Annotated in this window: 16 protein-coding genes; 2 read left to right on the top strand and 14 right to left on the bottom strand. The window is 73.8% G+C overall.

What is annotated here, in order from left to right; genetic code table 11:
• Positions 1-38 precede the first annotated feature (38 nt).
• Positions 39-1,724, bottom strand: a complete 1,686-nt coding sequence (locus tag KVS67_RS00080) for a ribonuclease J (protein ID WP_145951140.1) — start codon at positions 1,722-1,724, stop codon at positions 39-41.
• Between the two features lie 14 nt (positions 1,725-1,738).
• Positions 1,739-2,656, bottom strand: coding sequence for a 4-hydroxy-tetrahydrodipicolinate synthase (dapA, locus tag KVS67_RS00075; RefSeq protein ID WP_036315014.1), 918 nt, complete (start codon positions 2,654-2,656; stop codon positions 1,739-1,741).
• A gap of 41 nt (positions 2,657-2,697) precedes the next feature.
• Between dapA and KVS67_RS00070 the strand changes: the two genes are divergently transcribed.
• Positions 2,698-3,969 (top strand): heparan-alpha-glucosaminide N-acetyltransferase domain-containing protein, encoded by a 1,272-nt coding sequence (locus KVS67_RS00070; protein ID WP_145951139.1) that lies wholly within the window; start codon positions 2,698-2,700, stop codon positions 3,967-3,969.
• Positions 3,970-3,986: 17 nt separating this feature from the next.
• Here the strand turns inward: KVS67_RS00070 and KVS67_RS00065 are convergent, their stop codons facing one another.
• The 5 genes from KVS67_RS00065 to rpsO all read right to left on the bottom strand — a co-directional run bounded on the left by KVS67_RS00065 (position 3,987) and on the right by rpsO (position 9,572).
• On the bottom strand, positions 3,987-4,505 hold the full coding sequence (locus tag KVS67_RS00065; protein WP_036315008.1) for a hypothetical protein: 519 nt from the start codon (positions 4,503-4,505) through the stop codon (positions 3,987-3,989).
• Entirely contained in the window at positions 4,498-5,289 is a 792-nt protein-coding gene (gene dapB / locus KVS67_RS00060; RefSeq protein WP_098093270.1) for a 4-hydroxy-tetrahydrodipicolinate reductase, read from the bottom strand. Before dapB ends, KVS67_RS00065 begins: the two co-directional genes overlap by 8 nt.
• A gap of 43 nt (positions 5,290-5,332) precedes the next feature.
• The gene (locus tag KVS67_RS00055) at positions 5,333-6,652 is read right to left on the bottom strand and encodes a pitrilysin family protein (RefSeq protein WP_080696045.1); all 1,320 of its coding nucleotides are present in this window, start codon (positions 6,650-6,652) and stop codon (positions 5,333-5,335) included.
• A 92-nt stretch (positions 6,653-6,744) separates the two neighbouring features.
• Positions 6,745-9,006 (bottom strand): polyribonucleotide nucleotidyltransferase, encoded by a 2,262-nt coding sequence (locus KVS67_RS00050; protein ID WP_217564663.1) that lies wholly within the window; start codon positions 9,004-9,006, stop codon positions 6,745-6,747.
• 296 nt (positions 9,007-9,302) lie between these two features.
• Positions 9,303-9,572 (bottom strand): 30S ribosomal protein S15, encoded by a 270-nt coding sequence (gene rpsO / locus KVS67_RS00045; RefSeq protein ID WP_017488396.1) that lies wholly within the window; start codon positions 9,570-9,572, stop codon positions 9,303-9,305.
• Positions 9,573-9,703: 131 nt separating this feature from the next.
• On the opposite strand from rpsO, the gene KVS67_RS13965 reads away from it, so the two are divergent.
• Positions 9,704-10,708, top strand: a complete 1,005-nt coding sequence (locus KVS67_RS13965; RefSeq protein WP_044658601.1) for a CPBP family intramembrane glutamic endopeptidase — start codon at positions 9,704-9,706, stop codon at positions 10,706-10,708.
• Here the strand turns inward: KVS67_RS13965 and KVS67_RS00035 are convergent.
• From KVS67_RS00035 to infB, 7 genes are all read right to left on the bottom strand, one after another.
• A complete protein-coding gene (locus tag KVS67_RS00035) occupies positions 10,686-11,528 on the bottom strand; it encodes a class I SAM-dependent methyltransferase (RefSeq protein WP_036314991.1) in 843 nt (280 codons plus the stop codon). The genes KVS67_RS13965 and KVS67_RS00035 overlap by 23 nt on opposite strands.
• Positions 11,525-12,502 carry a bifunctional riboflavin kinase/FAD synthetase gene (locus KVS67_RS00030; RefSeq protein WP_041104239.1) on the bottom strand — a complete coding sequence of 326 codons (978 nt, stop codon included), beginning with the start codon at positions 12,500-12,502 and terminating at the stop codon, positions 11,525-11,527. The genes KVS67_RS00035 and KVS67_RS00030 overlap by 4 nt, the downstream gene beginning before the upstream one ends.
• Positions 12,502-12,933 (bottom strand): hypothetical protein, encoded by a 432-nt coding sequence (locus KVS67_RS00025; protein ID WP_036314984.1) that lies wholly within the window; start codon positions 12,931-12,933, stop codon positions 12,502-12,504. The genes KVS67_RS00030 and KVS67_RS00025 overlap by 1 nt, the downstream gene beginning before the upstream one ends.
• A gap of 11 nt (positions 12,934-12,944) precedes the next feature.
• A complete protein-coding gene (locus KVS67_RS00020) occupies positions 12,945-13,313 on the bottom strand; it encodes a hypothetical protein (protein ID WP_002855305.1) in 369 nt (122 codons plus the stop codon).
• Entirely contained in the window at positions 13,310-14,275 is a 966-nt protein-coding gene (gene truB / locus KVS67_RS00015; protein ID WP_078026112.1) for a tRNA pseudouridine(55) synthase TruB, read from the bottom strand. The genes KVS67_RS00020 and truB overlap by 4 nt, the downstream gene beginning before the upstream one ends.
• A 13-nt stretch (positions 14,276-14,288) precedes the next feature.
• Positions 14,289-14,741: a 30S ribosome-binding factor RbfA gene (rbfA, locus tag KVS67_RS00010; protein WP_036314977.1), complete on the bottom strand. Its 453-nt coding sequence runs from the start codon at positions 14,739-14,741 to the stop codon at positions 14,289-14,291.
• An 80-nt stretch (positions 14,742-14,821) separates the two neighbouring features.
• Positions 14,822-17,304 (bottom strand): translation initiation factor IF-2 (infB, locus tag KVS67_RS00005; protein WP_254629146.1); only part of this gene is annotated, 2,483 nt, incomplete at its 5' end.

Here is a 17,304-nt window from a genome sequence, read left to right as displayed (position 1 = left end):
CGAACCGCGGACACGGCAGGCATGGCGACCCGGAGGGGTCAGGCCTCCAGGACCACCGGGATGATCATCGGGCGGCGGCGCAGCTTGCGGTTGACCCACGTGCCGACGGTCCGGCGGACCACCTGCTGGAGCTGGTGGGCGGTGTGGTCCTTGCTGGACTGCACGGCCTCCTCGAGCGCCCGGACGATCTTCGGCTTGATCTCCTCGAACACCTTCTCGTCCTCGGCGACGCCGCGGGCGTGGACGTCCGGGCCGGACACGATCGCGCCGGTCTGCCGGTTGACCACGGTGATGATCGAGAGGAAGCCCTCCTCGCCCAGGACACGGCGGTCCTTGAGGTCCGAGTCGGAGATCTCGCCCACGGAGGAGCCATCCACGTACACGTAGCCGCACTCCACCTCGCCGACGACCTTCACGAGGCCGTCGGTCATGTCCACCACGGTGCCGTTGCCGGCCAGGATGACGTTCTCGGCCGGCACGCCGGTCTTCTCCGCGATCCGGCCGTTGGCGATCAGGTGGCGGGTCTCGCCGTGCACCGGCATCACGAACTCGGGCTCGACGATGTTGTAGCAGTACAGCAGCTCGCCCTCGGAGGCGTGGCCGGAGACGTGCACCTTGGCCATGCCCTTGTGCACCACGGTCGCGCCGAGCTTCATGAGCCCGTTGATCACGCGGAACACGGAGTTCTCGTTGCCCGGGATCAGCGAGGAGGCCAGCACGACGAGGTCGCCCTCCTCCAGCTGCACCTGGTGGTCGCCGTTGGCCATCCGGGACAGGGCCGCCATCGGCTCGCCCTGGGAGCCGGTGACCATCAGCACGATCTCGTCGTCGCGGTACTTGTCCACCTTGCGGATGTCCACGAGGATCCCGTTCGGCACGTTGAGGTAGCCGAGCTTCGCCGCGATGGTCATGTTGCGGATCATGGAGCGCCCGCCGAAGGCCACCTTGCGACCGTGCTTGTGGGCGGCGTCGAGGACCTGCTGCACGCGGTGCACGTGGGAGGAGAACGAGGCCACCACGATGCGGCGCTTCGCCGTGGCGAAGTAGCGCTCGAGGGTGGGGCCGATCTCCGCCTCCGTGGTGGTGAACCCCGGAACCTCGGCGTTCGTGGAGTCGGTCATGAACAGGTCCACGCCCTCCTCGCCGAGACGGGCGAAGGCGCGCAGGTCGGTGATGCGGCCGTCGAGCGGCAGCTGGTCCATCTTGAAGTCGCCGGTGTGCAGGATGGTGCCGGCGTCCGTGTGGATGGCGATGGCGAGCGCGTCCGGGATCGAGTGGTTCACGGCCACGAACTCGCACTCGAACGGGCCGAACTCGACGATGTCGTCTTCCTTGACCACGCGGGTGCGCGGCTTGATCCGGTGCTCCTCGAGCTTGGCCTCGATCAGGGCCAGCGTCAGCTTGGAGCCGATCACGGGGATGTCGTCGCGCAGGCGCAGCAGGTACGGCACGGCGCCGATGTGGTCCTCGTGGCCGTGAGTCAGGACGATGCCGACGACGTCGTCCACGCGGTCCCGGATGTAGTCGAAGTCCGGCAGGATCAGGTCGACGCCGGGCTGGTGCTCCTCGGGGAAGAGGACGCCGCAGTCGACGATGAGGATCTTGCCGTCGATCTCGAAGGTGACCATGTTGCGGCCGACCTCCTCGAGGCCGCCCAGCTGGACGATGCGGCAGGTGCCCCGCTTGAGCTTGGGCGGGGTGGACAGGCGGGTGCCTGCGGTCATGGAACGGGTCCCTTCTAGAAGGTGATGCCGGCCTCCGCGAGGTCGGCTCGGATGACGGAGAGCTCGTCCGGCGTGGCCTGGACGAGGGGCAGCCGCACGGCTGCGGACGGGATGACGCCCTGGGCGGCGAGGACGGCCTTCGCGGCCACCGCGCCCTGGACGTGGGTCATGATGCCGCGCTGGACGGGGTCCAGCGCGAAGTGGTGATCACGGGCACCGGCCAGGTCGCCGGCGTGGACGGCGTCCACGAGCTGGCGGTACAGCTCGGGGGCCGCGTGCGCGGCCACCGAGACGACCCCCACGGCGCCGAGCGCCATGAGCGGCAGGGTCGCGCCGTCGTCGCCGGAGTAGAGGTCGAGGTCCGTGTGCGCCAGGACGGTGGTGGTGGACTGCAGGTCCCCCTTGGCGTCCTTGAGCGCACGGATGTTGGGGTGCTGCGCGAGCGCGATGACCGTCTCGGGCTCGATCGGCATCACGGAGCGGCCCGGGATGTCGTAGAGCATGATCGGCAGGTCCACCCCGTCGGCCACGGTCTCGAAGTGCGCGCGGATGCCGGCCTGGTTGGGCTTGTTGTAGTACGGGGTGACGAGCAGCAGCCCGTCCACGCCCGTCTCGGCCGCGCGGCGGGACAGCTCGAGGGTGTGCGCCGTGTCATTGGTGCCGGTGCCGGCCACGACCCGGGCGCGGTCCCCCACGGCCTCGACGACGGTGCGGAACATCGCCACGTTCTCGTCGTCCGTGAGCGTGGAGGTCTCGCCGGTGGTGCCGGTGACCACGAGGCCGTCGGCCCCGCGGTCCACCAGGTGCTCGGCCAGCGCGGCGGCCGCCTCGAGGTCCACGGCGCCCTCGTCCGTCATGGGGGTGACCATGGCGGGCACGACCGTGCCGAAGAGCAGCTCGGAGGGGATGACGGCGGAACGGACGGCACTCATGGGCCCCACCCTACCTGCGAGACTGGGGGCCCGCGCCGTCCGTGGCCCCTCCGCGACGCGCGGCGACCCGAGAGGAGCCCGCCCTGCGTCCCGCCCCGCCCCCCGCCGCCGTCCGCCCGGACCGGCCCGCGCGTCGCCGGCTGCCCGGCGTCGACGCGGCCCGCGCGATCGCCCTGCTCGGCATGATCACCGTCCACGTCGTCGACCCGGTGACGGCGGACGGGGCGCCGCACCCGGCGTTCCTGTGGTTCGCCGGACGCGCCTCGGTGCTGTTCGTCCTGCTGGCCGGAGTCGGGCTGGCCCTGTCCACGGGGGGCGCGACGCCGGCCACGGGGGTCCGGCGCGCGGCGCTGCGCCGCCGGATCGCCCGACGGGCGGGCCTGCTGTTCGTGCTCGGGCTCGCGTGCGGGACGCTCGGCGTCCCCGTGGCCGTCATCCTGTGCCACTACGCCCTGCTCTTCCTGCTCGCGCTGCCCCTGCTGGGCCTGCGCGCCCGCGCCCTGGGCCTGATCGCGGGGGCGTGGCTCGTGCTCGGGCCGGTGCTGGTGTTCGCGGTGGTCGCGGCCGCGCAGGCCGCCGTGGGGCGTCAGGAGTTCTTCGTGGGTGGGCGGCTCTGGCTCTCCCCCGGCCCCGCGGACCTGCTGCGTCCCGGGCTGCTGCTGGCCGATCTCACGGTCACGGGCTACTACCCCGTCCTGTCCTGGGGCGCGTTCCTCGTGCTGGGGCTGGCCCTGGGGCGGCTGCCGCTGGACCGTCGCCGCGTGGCCGCCGGGATCCTCGGCGGCGGGGCCACGGCGTGGGCGGCGGCCGGCGTCGTCGGTGCGGCGGTGCTGCGGGCCCCGGGCACGGTCGGGCGGGTCGCCGCGGCGATCGGCACGGACCCGGTCGAGACGGCGCTCACGCTGCGCACGGGCGAGCCGCGGCTCGCGCTGCTGATCCCGGATCCGCTGTGGCTCGCCCTGCCGACCCCGCACTCCGGGTCCGTCGTGGCCGCCGTGCTCGCGGCGGGCTGGGCGTGCGCCGTGCTGGGCGCCTGCCTGCTGGCCCGGCCGCTGGTCGGGCACGCCGCGCTGCGCCCGCTCGTGGGTGCGGGGCGCATCCCGCTCACGCTCTACGTGGGGCACCTCGTGGTGCTCGCGCTCGTGGACGCGACCGGGATCGACCCGGCCGACGGGGCGCTGCTCGCCGTCCTCGTCGTGCTGTGCCTCGCGGCCGGACTGACCGCCGAGCTCAGCGGCCGGCGGGGTCCGCTCGAGGCCGTGATGGCCCGGCTCTCCCGGGCGGGTGGGGAACGGGCCGTCGGAGGGCGCTGAGCGACGCGTGGGCCGCGTCAGCCGGCGCGGTGCAGGCGGACGGCCTCCCGGGCCGCCTCGCGGGCGCGGCGGCGGTCGCCCGAGGCGTCGTAGGCCAGGGCGAGGCGGTAGCGGGCGCGCCAGTCGCGTGGTGCGGCCTCGGCCTCCACGCGGTACAGCTCGAACTGGGCGTCGGCGGCCTCTCGGTCGATCCGGCCGCCGGGCGAGCGCGGCAGGTCGTCCTCCGGCAGCCCGCCCTCGGCCTCGAGCTGGTCGGCCAGGCGTTCGGTCTGGCGGCCGAACCACACCTCGCGGGCCAGGACGGCCACGGTCACCAGCACCACGAGGATGACGCCCACGCCGATCGCCTTGGCCAGCGGCTGCGGGGCGCGCACCAGCGCGACGGACGCGTTGAGGGCGAACCCGGCGAACAGCAGCACGAGCAGGCACACGAAGCCGACCCACACCTTGCTCATCACGGTCGAGCGGCGGGCGCGGGCGGCGGGCTCGGTCGGGCCCACGGCGCCGTCGTCGGGGGTGCGGGAGGGCTCAGCCAAGGTCCAGGTATCCGTCCAGTCCGTAGGTCAGACCCGGGCGGGAGGCCACGGTCCGCAGGCCGAGGACGACGCCGGGCATGTAGGCGCCGCGGTCGAATGCGTCGTGCCGGACCACGAGCTGCTCACCCGGCCCGCCCAGCAACACCTCCTGGTGCGCCTCCAGGCCGCGCAGGCGCACCGCGTGCACGTGCACGCCGTGGACGACGGCGCCGCGCGCGCCGTCCGGGTCGTGCTCGGTGGCGTCCGGGGAGACGGGCACGCCGGCCGCGTCCCGGGCCGCGCCGATGAGCTCGGCGGTCCGCACGGCCGTGCCCGACGGGGCGTCCACCTTGTCCGGGTGGTGCAGCTCGACGAGCTCGACGGACTCGAAGTACCGCGCCGCCTGCGCGGCGAACGCCGAGGCCAGCACCGAGCCGACCGAGAAGTTCGGGGCGATCAGCACGCCCACCCCCGGGTGCTCAGCCAGCTGCGCCTCCAGGCGCTCGCGGCGCTCGGGCACCCAGCCCGACGTGCCCACGACCGTGTGCAGCCCGTGCTCCACGGCGAAGGCCACGTTCTCGGGCGAGGCGTCCGGGACCGTGAGGTCCAGGACGTGGGTGGCCCCGGCGTCGAGCACCGCGTCCAGGCGGTCCTGCGAGCCGAGCTCGGCCACGAGCTCCAGGCCCTCGGCCGCTCGCACCGCGGGCACCGCGTGGCGGCCCATGCGGCCACCGGCGCCCAGGATCGCGACGCGCGGGACGTCGTCGGGAGCGGACACGGCGGAGGGGGTGCGGGTCTCGGTCATGGCCTCCAGCCTACGCGGCCCGCCCCGGCGGCCGTGGCCGAGGTCAGGCCGGGGCGACGACGACGCGCGCCCGGTCCCCCGCGGCCAGGCGCGCGGCCACGGCCCGGACCTGGCCGGCGTCGACCTCGCGGACCCGGGCGAGGGAGGCCGCCAGGTCCACGTACTCCCCCGTGACCAGCTCGGCCCGTCCCAGCCGGGACATGCGGGCGCCCGTGGACTCCATGCCCAGCACGGTGCCGCCGCAGATCTGCCCGTGGGCGCGCGCGAGCTCCTCCTCGGTGACGTCGGCCTCGGCCATCCGGTCCAGCTCGGCCTCCATCAGCGCGGCCACCTCCTCCACCCGGTCCGGCTGGCAGCCCGCGTACAGGCCCCAGTAGCCGGCGTCGGAGTACCCGGCGGAGAACGAGTAGGTGTTGTAGGCCAGGCCGCGGCGCTCGCGGATCTCCTGGAACAGCCGCGAGGACATGCCCCCGCCCAGGACGGACTGCATGACGCCCAGGGCGAAGCGGTCCGGGTCCGTGGTGGACAGCGAGCGGCCGCCGACGAGGACGTTGGCCTGCTCGACCGCCTTGGCGACGGTGTGCGTGCCGGTCCGCACCCGCGAGGCCGCGGCCCCAGCGGTGTCCACGGCACGACGCGGGGCGGGCAGGGCCCCCGGGGTGAGCTCCCAGCCCGAGGCGCGCAGGGCGGCGAGGACGAGGCGGCAGACCTCGTCGTGGTCGAGGTGGCCGGCGGCGGTGACGACGAGCTCGTCCGGGCGGTACCAGTGCGTGTAGTGCCCCACCACATGGTCGCGGGTGACGGCCCGGATCGTCTCGGGCGTGCCGCCGATCGGCCGGCCGAGGGGGTGGCCGTCCAGCATGACCTCGGCGAGCTTCTCGTGGGCCACGTCCACGGGGTCGTCCGCGTCCATGGCGAGTTCCTCGAGGATCACGCCGCGCTCGGTCTCGAGCTCGTCCGGGTCGATCAGGGAGGAGGTGAGCATGTCCGTGAGGACCTCCACGGCCATCGGCAGGTCCTCGTCCAGCACGCGGGCGTGGTAGACGGTGGACTCCTTGGCCGTGCCGGCGTTGGACTCCCCGCCCACGCGGTCGAAGGCGGCCGCGATGTCCATCGCGGTGCGCGTGGGCGTGCCCTTGAAGAGCAGGTGCTCGAGGAAGTGCGTGGCGCCGTAGCCCTCGGGCGACTCGTCACGGGACCCGACGGCCACCCAGTAGCCGATGGTCACCGAGCGCTGGTCCGGCATGGCCTCGGTGAGCACGCGGACGCCGCCGGGCAGCACGGAGCGGCGCACCACGGAACCGTTGCCCTCGTCCGCCAGCACGCCGTCGAAGTCCAGGGGGATCTCACGGTGAACACTCATGACGGCCATTCTCGCCCATGCGCGACGACGGCGCCGCACCACTCGCGGGGAGGGTGCGGCGCCGTCGTGGTCACCGGGCCGGGCGGGGCGGATCAGGCCTCGATCTGCGAGGACTCGATCGCGTCCGCGGTCTCGGCCAGGGCGTCGGACTCCGCCACCACCGGGGAGAGGGACAGCTTGCCGCGGTCGTCGATCTTGGTGATCTCGACCTGGACCTTCTGGCCCACGCCGAGCACGTCCTCGACGTCGTCCACGCGCTTGCCCTCGTTGAGCTTGCGCAGCTCGGAGACGTGCAGCAGACCGTCCTTGCCCGGGGTGAGCGAGAGGAACGCGCCGAACGTGGTCAGCTTCACGACGGTGCCGAGGTACCGCTCGCCGATCTCGGGGACCTGCGGGTTGGCGATCGCGTTCACCGCGGAGCGCGCGGCCTCGGCCGAGGCGCCGTCGGTGGCGCCGATCAGCACGGTGCCGTCGTCCTCGATGGTGATGTCCGCGCCCGTGTCGTCCTGGATCTGGTTGATCATGGCGCCCTTGGGGCCGATGACCGCGCCGATCTTGTCCACCGGGATGCGCACGGAGATGATCCGCGGAGCGGTGGGGGCCATCTCATCCGGGGCGTCGATGGCGGCGTTCAGCACGGACAGGATGTGCAGGCGCGCCTCGCGGGCCTGCGTCAGGGCGGCGGCCAGCACGGAGGCCGGGATGCCGTCCAGCTTGGTGTCCAGCTGGATCGCGGTGACGAACTCGGCGGTGCCGGCCACCTTGAAGTCCATGTCGCCGAACGCATCCTCGGCGCCGAGGATGTCGGTCAGGGCCGCGTACTGGGTCTGGCCGTCCACCTCGGCGGAGACCAGGCCCATGGCGATGCCGGCCACGGGCGCACGCAGCGGCACGCCCGCGTTCAGCAGGGACAGGGTGGAGGCGCAGACGGAGCCCATCGACGTCGAGCCGTTGGAGCCGAGGGCCTCGGAGACCTGGCGGATCGCGTAGGGGAACTCCTCGCGGGCCGGCAGCACGGGCACCAGGGCGCGCTCGGCGAGGGCGCCGTGGCCGATCTCGCGGCGCTTCGGGGAGCCCACGCGGCCGGTCTCGCCGGTGGAGTACGGCGGGAAGTTGTAGTGGTGCATGTACCGCTTGGCCGTCTCCGGCGCCAGCGAGTCGATCTGCTGCTCCATCTTGAGCATGTTCAGCGTGGTGACGCCCATGATCTGGGTCTCGCCGCGCTCGAAGATGGCGGAGCCGTGCACGCGGGGCAGGACCTCCACCTCCGCGGTCAGCTTGCGGATGTCCGTCAGGCCGCGGCCGTCGATGCGCACCTGGTCGGTGAGGATGCGGCGGCGCACGATCTGCTTGGTGAGGGAGCCGTAGGCCTTGGCGATCTCGCCCTTGCGCTCGGCGAAGTCCTTGCCCTCGCCGGCGAGCTCCTCGAGCACCTCGAGCAGGTAGGCGTCCGAGGCCGACTCGCGCTCCTGCTTGTCGCCGATGGAGAAGATCTCGGTCAGGCGCCCCGTGGCGAGCTTCTCGACGGCGGCGTAGGCGTCGTCCTGGTAGTCCTGGAACACGGGGACGTCCACCGGGTCCTTGCCGGCGCGCTTGACCAGGTCGGCCTGGGCCTCGCACAGGGCGCGGATGAAGGGCTTGGCGGCCTCGAGGCCCTCGGCCACGATCTCCTCGGTGGGCGCCTGCGCGCCGCGCTCCTTGACCAGGGTCCAGGAGTCCGGGGTCGCCTCGGCCTCGACCATCATGATGGCGACGTCGTCGCCCACCACACGGCCGGCCACGGCCATGTTGAACACGGCGCCCTCGAGCTGGGAGTGCTTCGGGAACGCGACCCACTGGCGCGTGCCGGAGCCGTCGTCCATGAGGGCCATGCGCACGCCGCCGATGGGACCGGAGAACGGCAGGCCGGACAGCTGCGTGGACAGGGAGGCGGCGTTGATGGCCACCGTGTCGTAGATCTCGTCCGGGGCGATCGAGGTGACGGTCACGACGACCTGGACCTCGTTGCGGATGCCCTTGACGAACGCCGGGCGCAGCGGGCGGTCGATCAGGCGGCAGGTGAGGATCGCGTCCGTGGACGGGCGGCCCTCGCGGCGGAAGAACGAGCCGGGGATGCGGCCCGCGGCGTACATGCGCTCCTCGACGTCCACGGTCAGCGGGAAGAAGTCGAAGCCCTCGCGGGGCGACTTGCCGACGGTGGTGGCGGACAGCATCGACGTCTCCTCGTCGATGTAGACCATGGCGGCGCCGGCGGCCTGCTGGGCGAGGCGCCCGGTCTCGAAGCGGACGGTGCGCTTGCCGTACGAGCCGTTGTCGATGACGGCCTCGGCGAAGGTGATCTCAGGACCCTCCATGAGGGCCTCCTTTCAGGTGGACGGCGCCGCAGGCGTCCCTGTCCCCCTGGTCTTCGATCGAGGCCCTCGGCATCCCGCCGTGCGGCGGGGTCCGGGAGCCACTGTCGAGGACCGCGAGCGATGGGCGCGGAGCCGTCGGGTGTGTCGATGATGCGGGGATGCGCGCCATGGCGCGCCGGAGTGCCGCAGGCTGCGGCGATCTCTCCCCCGGGACACACTACGTGCGTCCGGGGGCAGACGAAAGGCGGCGCCGGCGCTCGCGGGTCTCCCGCGGGCTCCGGCGCCGCCTCCTCAGGTCACTTGCGCAGGCCGAGGCGCTCGATCAGCGCGCGGTAGCGCTCGATGTCGACCTTCTGCAGGTAGCCGAGCATGCGACGACGGCGACCGACCAGGGCCATCAGACCGCGACGGGTGTGGTGGTCGTGCTTGTGCTCCTTGAGGTGCTCGGTCAGGTCCTTGATGCGGCGGGACAGGACCGCGATCTGCACCTCGGGGGAACCGGTGTCGCCCTCGTGGGTGGCGTACTCCTTGATGATCTGCTGCTTGACAGCGGGATCCAGGGCCATGGTGGGCCTCCTTCACTTCGGTACCGCGAACACGGGCCGCGCCCCGCCGGGGCGGACGACGCGGGGCCCACCCCACCGCGGACTGCAGGGAGGCCGAGGGTCGAGTCTACCGCATCGCCTACCCTGGCCCGGTGAGCACCCCACCGGTCCCCCACTCCCCGGCCCCGTCGTCGTTCCCCCTCCGGCCGCCCGCGCCGCCCCTGGATCTGCCGCTGATCGGCCACGGCTACCCCGCGCTGCTGCGCACGCCGCGGGCCCGATGGTGGAACCCGCTCGCGTCCTTCGGCCTCGTGCTGGCCGGCCTGGTGGGTCTCCTCGTGCTCGGGGGCGTGCTGGGCGCTCTCGCCCTGATCGCCACGTCCGGGCCCGCGCTGCTCGGCGCGGCCGACCCGACGGACGTGACCGACCTCGACCTGTACTCCGCGCCCATGGTGCTGCTGAACAACCTCCTGCTCGCCGCGCTGATCGGGGTCGCGCTGCTGGCCGTGGCGCTGGGCCACCCCGTCGCCGCCCGCTTCGTCCACTCGGTCGAGGGCCGCGTGCGCTGGCGCTGGCTGGCGCGCTGCGTCGTCGTGCTGACGCCGCTGTTCCTCGCCTACGTGCTGGGCGCGTGGGCCCTCGACGGCGCCCCCACGGCCCCGCGCGCGCAGGACTGGGTCTGGCTGCTCGTCATGGCGTTCGTGCTCACCCCGTTCCAGGCCGCGGGCGAGGAGTACCTGTTCCGCGGGTGGCTGCTGCTGGCCGTCGGCACGTGGATCCGCCGGCCGGTCGTGGCCGCCGCGGTCACCGCGGTGCTCTCGGCGGCGACCTTCTCGCTCGCCCACGGCTCGCTCGACCCGTGGATCCTGCTGGACCTCGCCGCGTTCGCCGTCGCCGCCGTCCTGCTCACGTGGCGCACGGGCGGGCTCGAGGCCGCCGTCGCCCTCCACGTGGTCAACAACGTGGTGATCATCGCCGTCGGCACGCTCGTGGGCACCGTCGAGGACAGCTACGTGGGCGCGGAGACCGCCGGCTCCCCGGCGGCCACGCTGCTCTCGGTGGCGGTGGTCGCGGTGGCCACGGCGCTGCTGCTCTGGCAGGCGCGGCGGGCCGGGATCGCCCGGACGGTCCCGGTCACCGTGGGCGCCCGCCCCTGACCGGCGCCGCCCACCAGGCCACCGTCACGTAGGGCACCTGCAGGACCGCGTCCGCCGCATGGCCCAGGTGCTCGTGCAGGTACCAGTCGAGGTTGGCCGTCATCCGGGACCGGATCCGCTCGTCCGCGCGCAGCCAGTACGAGCGCGAGGCCATGAGTCCGTGCAGCCCCGCCGCGGTCATGGGCTGCGTCCACGCCCAGCGCGCGTGCTCCTCCGCCCCGAACGGGGCGGCGAACCGGCGCTGCTCCGGCCGGGCGGCGTGCACGTCCCCGGCGTGCATGATCCGGGTGAGACGGTGCACCCACGGCACCGCCGTGTCGAGCTGGTTCCACACCGCGGCCAGGCGCCCACCCGGGCGCAGCACCCGTGCGGCCTCCGCGCTCGCCGCGGCCGGGTCCATCCAGTGCCATGCCTGGGCCGCCACCACGGCGTCGGCGCTCGCCGCCGGCAGGCCCGTGGCCTCGCCCGTGCCCGGCACGGCGCGCACCCGCCCGCCCGTGCCGGCCGCGACCTCGCGTTCCAGGACGGCGCGCATCGACGCCGACGGCTCGAGGGCCGTCACCGTCCGCACCCGGTCCGCCGGGCGGGCCGCGAGCAGCCGGGTGAACAGTCCCGTCCCGGCCCCGAGCTCCACCACCTCCGCGCCGTCGGCGATGCCCGCCAGGACGCGGTCCACCACGGCGGCCGGGTAGGAGGGGCGGACGGCGTCGTAATGCTCCCCGCCGGTCTCGAAGGGGTTGGGCCCGGCCCGACGGGCCCGGGCCGGGCGCCCCGGCAGGTTCGGCACAGCGGGGGAAGCGCCCGGCTCCGGGGCGCTCACCGGTCGGAGGGGGTCGTGGCCAGGATCGCCCGGGCCTCGTCCACGTCCTGCGTGATCTGCGCCACGAGCTTCTCGACGCCCTCGTAGGCGACCATCCCGCGCAGCCGGGCCACGAACTCCACCTCGATGTGCTGGCCGTACAGGTCGAAGTCCTCCACCCGCTCGTCGTGGCGGTCGATCACGTGTGCCTCCACCACGCGGGAGACGTCCTCGAACGTGGGGTTCGAGCCGATGGAGATCGCGGCCGGCCACACCCCGCCGTGCGCGTCGTGCACCCAGCCGGCGTAGACGCCGTCGGCCGGGATCATGCCCTGCACATCCGTCTCGAGGTTCGCCGTGGGGAAGCCGAGCTCGCGGCCGCGCGCGAACCCGTGCACCACCTCGCCGGCGAGCACGTGGTGCCGGCCGAGCACGGCCGCGGCCTGGGCGACGTCGCCCGCGGCCAGGGCCTCCCGCACCCAGGTCGAGGAGCAGCGGCGCTCCGGCTCGGCCCCGTGTTCGGCGGGGAACTCCTCGACGGCCTCGACCTCGAAGCCGTAGCGGGCCCCCAGGCGCACCATCTCCGCGACGTCGCCGGTGTTGCCCCGGCCGAAGCGCACGTCGTGCCCCACGACCACGACGGCGGCGTGCAGCCCGTGCACGAGCATGCCGCGGACGAACTCCTCCGGGGACTGGTCCGCGAACTCGAGGGTGTAGCGCTGCAGGAGCACCGCGTCCAGACCCGCCTCGTCCAGGAGGACGACCCGCTGCTCGGGGCTGATGATGTCCACGTGGGGCACCTCGGGATGGTGCACGGCGCGCGGGTGCGGGGTGAAGGTCACGGCCACGGCCAGGGCGTCGCGGGCCCGCGCCAGCTCGACGACCCGGCGCAGCACCTCCCGGTGGCCGCGGTGCACGCCGTCGAAGTTGCCCAGGGTGACCACGGTGCGCGGCAGGTCCGTGGGGACCTCGTCCAGGCTGTTCCAGACCCGCATCAGAGCGCCCCCGCCTCGGCCGGGCGGGCGGGGCGGTGCGTCAGCAGCCAGATCAGGCCGACCACCGGCAGCACGAGCGGCACGTAGCCGTAGCCCGCGCCGAACCGGGACCACACGGTGTCGTGGGCGAACATCCCCGGATCCAGGACGGTCCACAGGCCCACGCCCACCACGCCGGCCAGCTCCACGAGCACGGCGCCCAGCGCCACGGCCCAGGCGCGCGCGCCGGAGCGGGCGAGCGCGAACGTCGCCACGATGTACACGACCGCCGCGACCGCGGAGAGCGTGTACGCCACGGGGGCGGCGTCGAACTGCGTGAGGATCTGGAAGAGGCTGCGCGCGCTCGCCGAGAGGGCGAACACCGCGTAGACCATGACGATGATCCGGCCGAGACCCTGGTTGCGCGCGGGGGCGCCGTCGCTGGGTGCCATGTCCATCCTCCTCACCACTGCCCGAACCAGATGACCTGCATGCGGTGCAGCATCACGGCGATCGTGGGCCCGACCACGGCCAGCACGAGGTTGGACCACCGGGTCTTGTCCGTGACGGCCCAGCCCACGGCGATCACCGGCACGATCAGGGCGGTGAGGATGTAGCCCCAGAACTCCCAGCCGGGGCCGTTCAGGGTGTCCCCGCCGAGCTGGCGGACGGCGGCGGCCGCCGCATAGACGAGCGTGAACAGCTCGACGGCGGCCACCGAGAGGATCGAGGCGTCCGCGGGGTGGCGGCGGATCGCCGTCATCACCACGCAGACGACGAACGAGACGGCACCGATCACCAGTCCCGTCCAGAACCAGGCGTCGAGGATCATGCGGTCCTTCCCTGTCCCGGCCCCTCGGCCGGGGCGAACACGAGCTGGGGCTTGGCGACGTCGGCGCCGCGGCGGCGCACGTCGGAGACGAGGGCGATGACGCGGCCGTCCGGCGCGCGCCCGGCGACGAGCGTCTCACCCGTGCCGGTGGGCGCCACGACCCGCCCGAAGGCGAGCTCGTGGGCCTCGTGCTCCGTCAGCTCGCGCACCGGGAAGAGCCCGGCGGCGGCCTCGGAGAGCTCGGTCATCGCGAACCGCTCCGCGAGGGCCTCGAGCGAGAGCGCGTCGGCCACGTCGAACGGGCCGACGGCGGTGCGGCGCAGCGCCGTGAGGTGCCCGCCGGTCTCGAGGGCCTCGCCCAGGTCGCGGGCGAGCGCCCGGATGTAGGTCCCGGACGAGCAGCGCACGGTGACGTCGAGGTCGACCAGCCGGCCGCCGTCGAGCCGGCGCAGCTCGTGCACCGTGAACTCGTGCACGGTGACGGGGCGGGCGTCGAGGGTGACGTCCTCTCCCGCGCGGACGCGATCGTAGGCGCGCCGGCCCGCCACCTTGACGGCGGAGACGGCCGAGGGCGCCTGCAGGATCTCGCCCGTGAGGGCGGCGACCTGCTCGGCCACGCGCTCGGGCGTGACGGCGTTGGCCAGCCGGGTCTGCACGACCTCGCCCTCCGCGTCGTCCGTGACGGTCGACTGCCCGAGCCGGATCGTGGCCGTGTACGTCTTGTCCGTGCCCGTGATGGCGGTCAGCAGGCGCGTGGCCTTGTTGACGCCGACCACGAGCAGGCCCGTGGCCATGGGGTCCAGGGTGCCGGCGTGGCCCACCTTGCGGGTGCCCGCCAGCCGGCGGACCCGCCCGACGACGTCGTGCGAGGTCCACCCCTGCGGCTTGTCCACGAGGACGACCCCCGACGCCTCCGTTCCCGGCGCGTCGGGGGCCTGTCCCCCGGTGCTGCGTGCGCTCACCGTGCCGCGGGCCTCAGGCGCGCGGGGCGTCGTCGGCGTCGGCGTCCGGCTCCGCGGTGCGGTACGGGTCCGCGTCACCGGCGTACGACGCGCCCTCGCGCGCCTTCGCCAGCTCGGCGTCCCGCTCCTTGGCCGCGCGGAGGACGTCCTCCAGGTGTGCGGCCGCCTCGGGGACGGTGTCCGCCACGAACTCGAGGGTGGGCACCAGGCGGATGGTGAGCCCGCGGCCCACCTCGCGGCGCAGGATGCCGCGGTTGTCCTGGATGCCCTCGTGGGCGGCGGCCACCGTGGCCTCGTCGCCCAGGACGGTGTAGTAGACGGTGGCGTGCTGCAGGTCGTTGGTCACGCGGACCTCCGTCACGGTGACGGGCTCCACGCGATCGTCCTTGACGCCGCGGCGCAGCGCCTCGGCCACGAGGACCTTGATGCGCTGGGCCAGGCGGCCGGCGCGTGCCGGATCGGCCATGGTGCGGTTCCTTCCGGTGGTGATGGTTCAGAGGGTGGGACGCGGAAGGCGGGGGCCCGTGCGGGCCCCCGCCCCGGCCGTCAGACGCGCGGCTTCTCCTGCATCTCGAAGGTCTCGATCACGTCGCCCTCCTTGATGTCGTTGAAGCTGCCCAGGCCGATGCCGCACTCGTAGCCCTCGCGGACCTCCGTGGCGTCGTCTTTGAAGCGGCGCAGCGACTCGATCTTGAGGTGATCGGAGACCACCACGCCGTCGCGCACCAGGCGGGCCTGGGCGTTGCGGCGGATGAGGCCCGAGCGCACGAGCGAACCGGCGATGTTGCCCCACTTGGAGGAGCGGAACACCTCGCGGACCTCGGCCGAGCCGAGCTCGACCTCCTCGTACTCCGGCTTCAGCATGCCCTTGAGCGCGTTCTCGATGTCGTCGATCGCGTCGTAGATCACGCTGTAGAAGCGCATGTCCACGCCCTCGCGGTCGGCCAGGTCGGCGACCCGCTCGGCGGGGCGCACGTTGAAGCCGATGATGATGGCGTTGTCCACGGTCGCCAGGTTCACGTCATTCTGCGTGATGGCGCCGACGCCGCGGTGGATGACGCGCAGCTGCACCTCGTCCTCGCCGACCTCGATCTTGAGCAGCGAGTCCTCGAGCGCCTCGACGGCACCGGACGCGTCGCCCTTGATGATGAGGTTGAGCGTGTCCAGCTTGCCCTCGGCCACGGCCTGGTCGAAGTCCTCCAGGGTGATGCGCTTGCGGCGCTTGGCCAGCTGGGCGTTGCGGTCCGCGGCCTCGCGCTTCTCCGCGATCTGGCGGGCGGTGCGCTCGTCGTCGGTGACGAGGAACGAGTCGCCGGCACGCGGCACCGTGGACAGGCCGAGCACCTGGACGGGACGCGACGGATCGGCCGCCTCCACGGCGTTGCCGTTCTCGTCGAACATGGCGCGCACACGGCCGTGGGCGGAGCCCACCACCATGGTGTCGCCCACGCGCAGCGTGCCGGTCTGCACCAGCACGGTGACGACGGCGCCGCGGCCCTTGTCGAGGTTGGCCTCGATGGCCACGCCGCGGGCGGCCTTGTGCGGGTTCGCCGTGAGCTCGAGGGCGGCGTCCGCGGTGAGCAGGATCGCCTCGAGCAGCTGGTCGATGTTGATGTTGTTGCGCGCGGAGACGTCCACGAACATCGTGTCGCCGCCGTACTCCTCGGGCACGAGGCCGTACTCGGTGAGCTGACCGCGGATCTTGTCCGGGGCGGCGGTGTCCTTGTCGATCTTGTTGACCGCCACCACGATCGGCACGCCGGCCGACTGGGCGTGGTTGAGCGCCTCGACGGTCTGCGGCATGACGCCGTCGTCGGCCGCCACCACCAGCACGGCGATGTCGGTGACCTTCGCACCGCGGGCACGCATGGCGGTGAACGCCTCGTGACCCGGGGTGTCGATGAAGGTGAGGCGACGCTGCTCGCCCTCGTGCTCCACGGGCACCTGGTAGGCGCCGATGTGCTGCGTGATGCCGCCGGCCTCGCCCTCGATGACGTTCGAGGAGCGGATGGCGTCCAGCAGACGCGTCTTGCCGTGGTCCACGTGGCCCATGACGGTGACGACCGCGGGGCGCGGCTCGAGGTCGGCCTCGTCCTCGTTGGCCGCCTCGGCCTCGAGGTCGATGTCGAAGGCCTCCAGCAGCTCCTTGTCCTCGTCCTCCGGGGACACGATCTGGACCTTGTAGCCCAGCTCGTCGCCGAGCAGCTGGAAGGTCTCCTCGTCGAGGGACTGGTTGGCCGAGGCCATCTCGCCGAGGGTGAAGAGCACCTTCACCAGGTCGGCGACGTCGGCGCGGATCTTCTCGGCGAAGTCGGCCAGGGACGCGCCGCGGCGCAGACGCAGGACGGTGGTGCCGTCACCCTTGGGGACCTTGACGCCGCCGATCTCACGCGTGTGCTGCTGCTCGAACTCCTGGCGCTTCGCGCGCTTCGACTTGCGTCCCCTGCGCGGGCCGCCGCCGCGCCCGAAGGCGCCCTGGGCGTTGCCGCGACCGCCACGGCCGCCCGGGCCGCCGGGACGACCCGGACCGCCACCGGGGCCGCCGCCCGGACGGCCACGGCCGCGGGCCGGCTGCGGGGCCGGGGTGATCTGCTTGGGCATCATGCCCGGGTTCGGACGCGGCCCACCGGGGCGGGGACCGCCGGCGCCCGCGGCCGGGCGCGGACCGCCCGGACGGGGACCGCCGGCACCGGCCGGCGGACGGGGGCCGCCCGGACGAGGCGCGCGGTCCTCACGACCGGAGCGCATGCCCTGCGAGGGGGCGAACGGGTTGTTGCCCGGACGCGGAGCACCGACACGGCCGCCCGGGCGGGCGCCCGGGCGAGGCCCGGCGGAGCCGCCCTTGGGGCTGAACGGGTTGTTGCCGGGACGCGGGGCGCCCGGCTTGGGCGCGGAGGCACCCGGCTTGGGCGCGGCGGCGCCCGGCTTCGGCGCGGCCGACCCCGGCGTGGCCGGCGGCTGCGGGGCCTTCGGCTCGGCCGGGGCGGCCGGCGTCGGGCACGGGGGCCCGCCTGCCGCGGTGCGCCGGG

Origin of the sequence: Micrococcus sp. GbtcB5 (assembly GCF_019091605.1) — a bacterium.
Classification (GTDB): Bacteria; Actinomycetota; Actinomycetes; order Actinomycetales; family Micrococcaceae; genus Micrococcus; species Micrococcus luteus.
Note: the sequence above shows the minus strand (reverse complement) of the source record. Positions and strands in the feature narration are given on the sequence as shown.

Excerpts from the sequence above, each read along its gene's own strand:
- KVS67_RS00080 (WP_145951140.1), bottom strand. The coding sequence starts at position 1,724 with ATGACCGCAGGCACCCGCCTGTCCACCCCGCCCAAGCTCAAGCGGGGC.
- dapA (WP_036315014.1), bottom strand. The coding sequence starts at position 2,656 with ATGAGTGCCGTCCGTTCCGCCGTCATCCCCTCCGAGCTGCTCTTCGGC.
- dapB (WP_098093270.1), bottom strand. The coding sequence starts at position 5,289 with ATGACCGAGACCCGCACCCCCTCCGCCGTGTCCGCTCCCGACGACGTC.
- KVS67_RS00055 (WP_080696045.1), bottom strand. The coding sequence starts at position 6,652 with ATGAGTGTTCACCGTGAGATCCCCCTGGACTTCGACGGCGTGCTGGCG.
- KVS67_RS00050 (WP_217564663.1), bottom strand. The coding sequence starts at position 9,006 with ATGGAGGGTCCTGAGATCACCTTCGCCGAGGCCGTCATCGACAACGGC.
- rpsO (WP_017488396.1), bottom strand. The coding sequence starts at position 9,572 with ATGGCCCTGGATCCCGCTGTCAAGCAGCAGATCATCAAGGAGTACGCC.
- KVS67_RS00030 (WP_041104239.1), bottom strand. The coding sequence starts at position 12,502 with ATGCGGGTCTGGAACAGCCTGGACGAGGTCCCCACGGACCTGCCGCGC.
- KVS67_RS00025 (WP_036314984.1), bottom strand. The coding sequence starts at position 12,933 with ATGGCACCCAGCGACGGCGCCCCCGCGCGCAACCAGGGTCTCGGCCGG.
- KVS67_RS00020 (WP_002855305.1), bottom strand. The coding sequence starts at position 13,313 with ATGATCCTCGACGCCTGGTTCTGGACGGGACTGGTGATCGGTGCCGTC.
- rbfA (WP_036314977.1), bottom strand. The coding sequence starts at position 14,741 with ATGGCCGATCCGGCACGCGCCGGCCGCCTGGCCCAGCGCATCAAGGTC.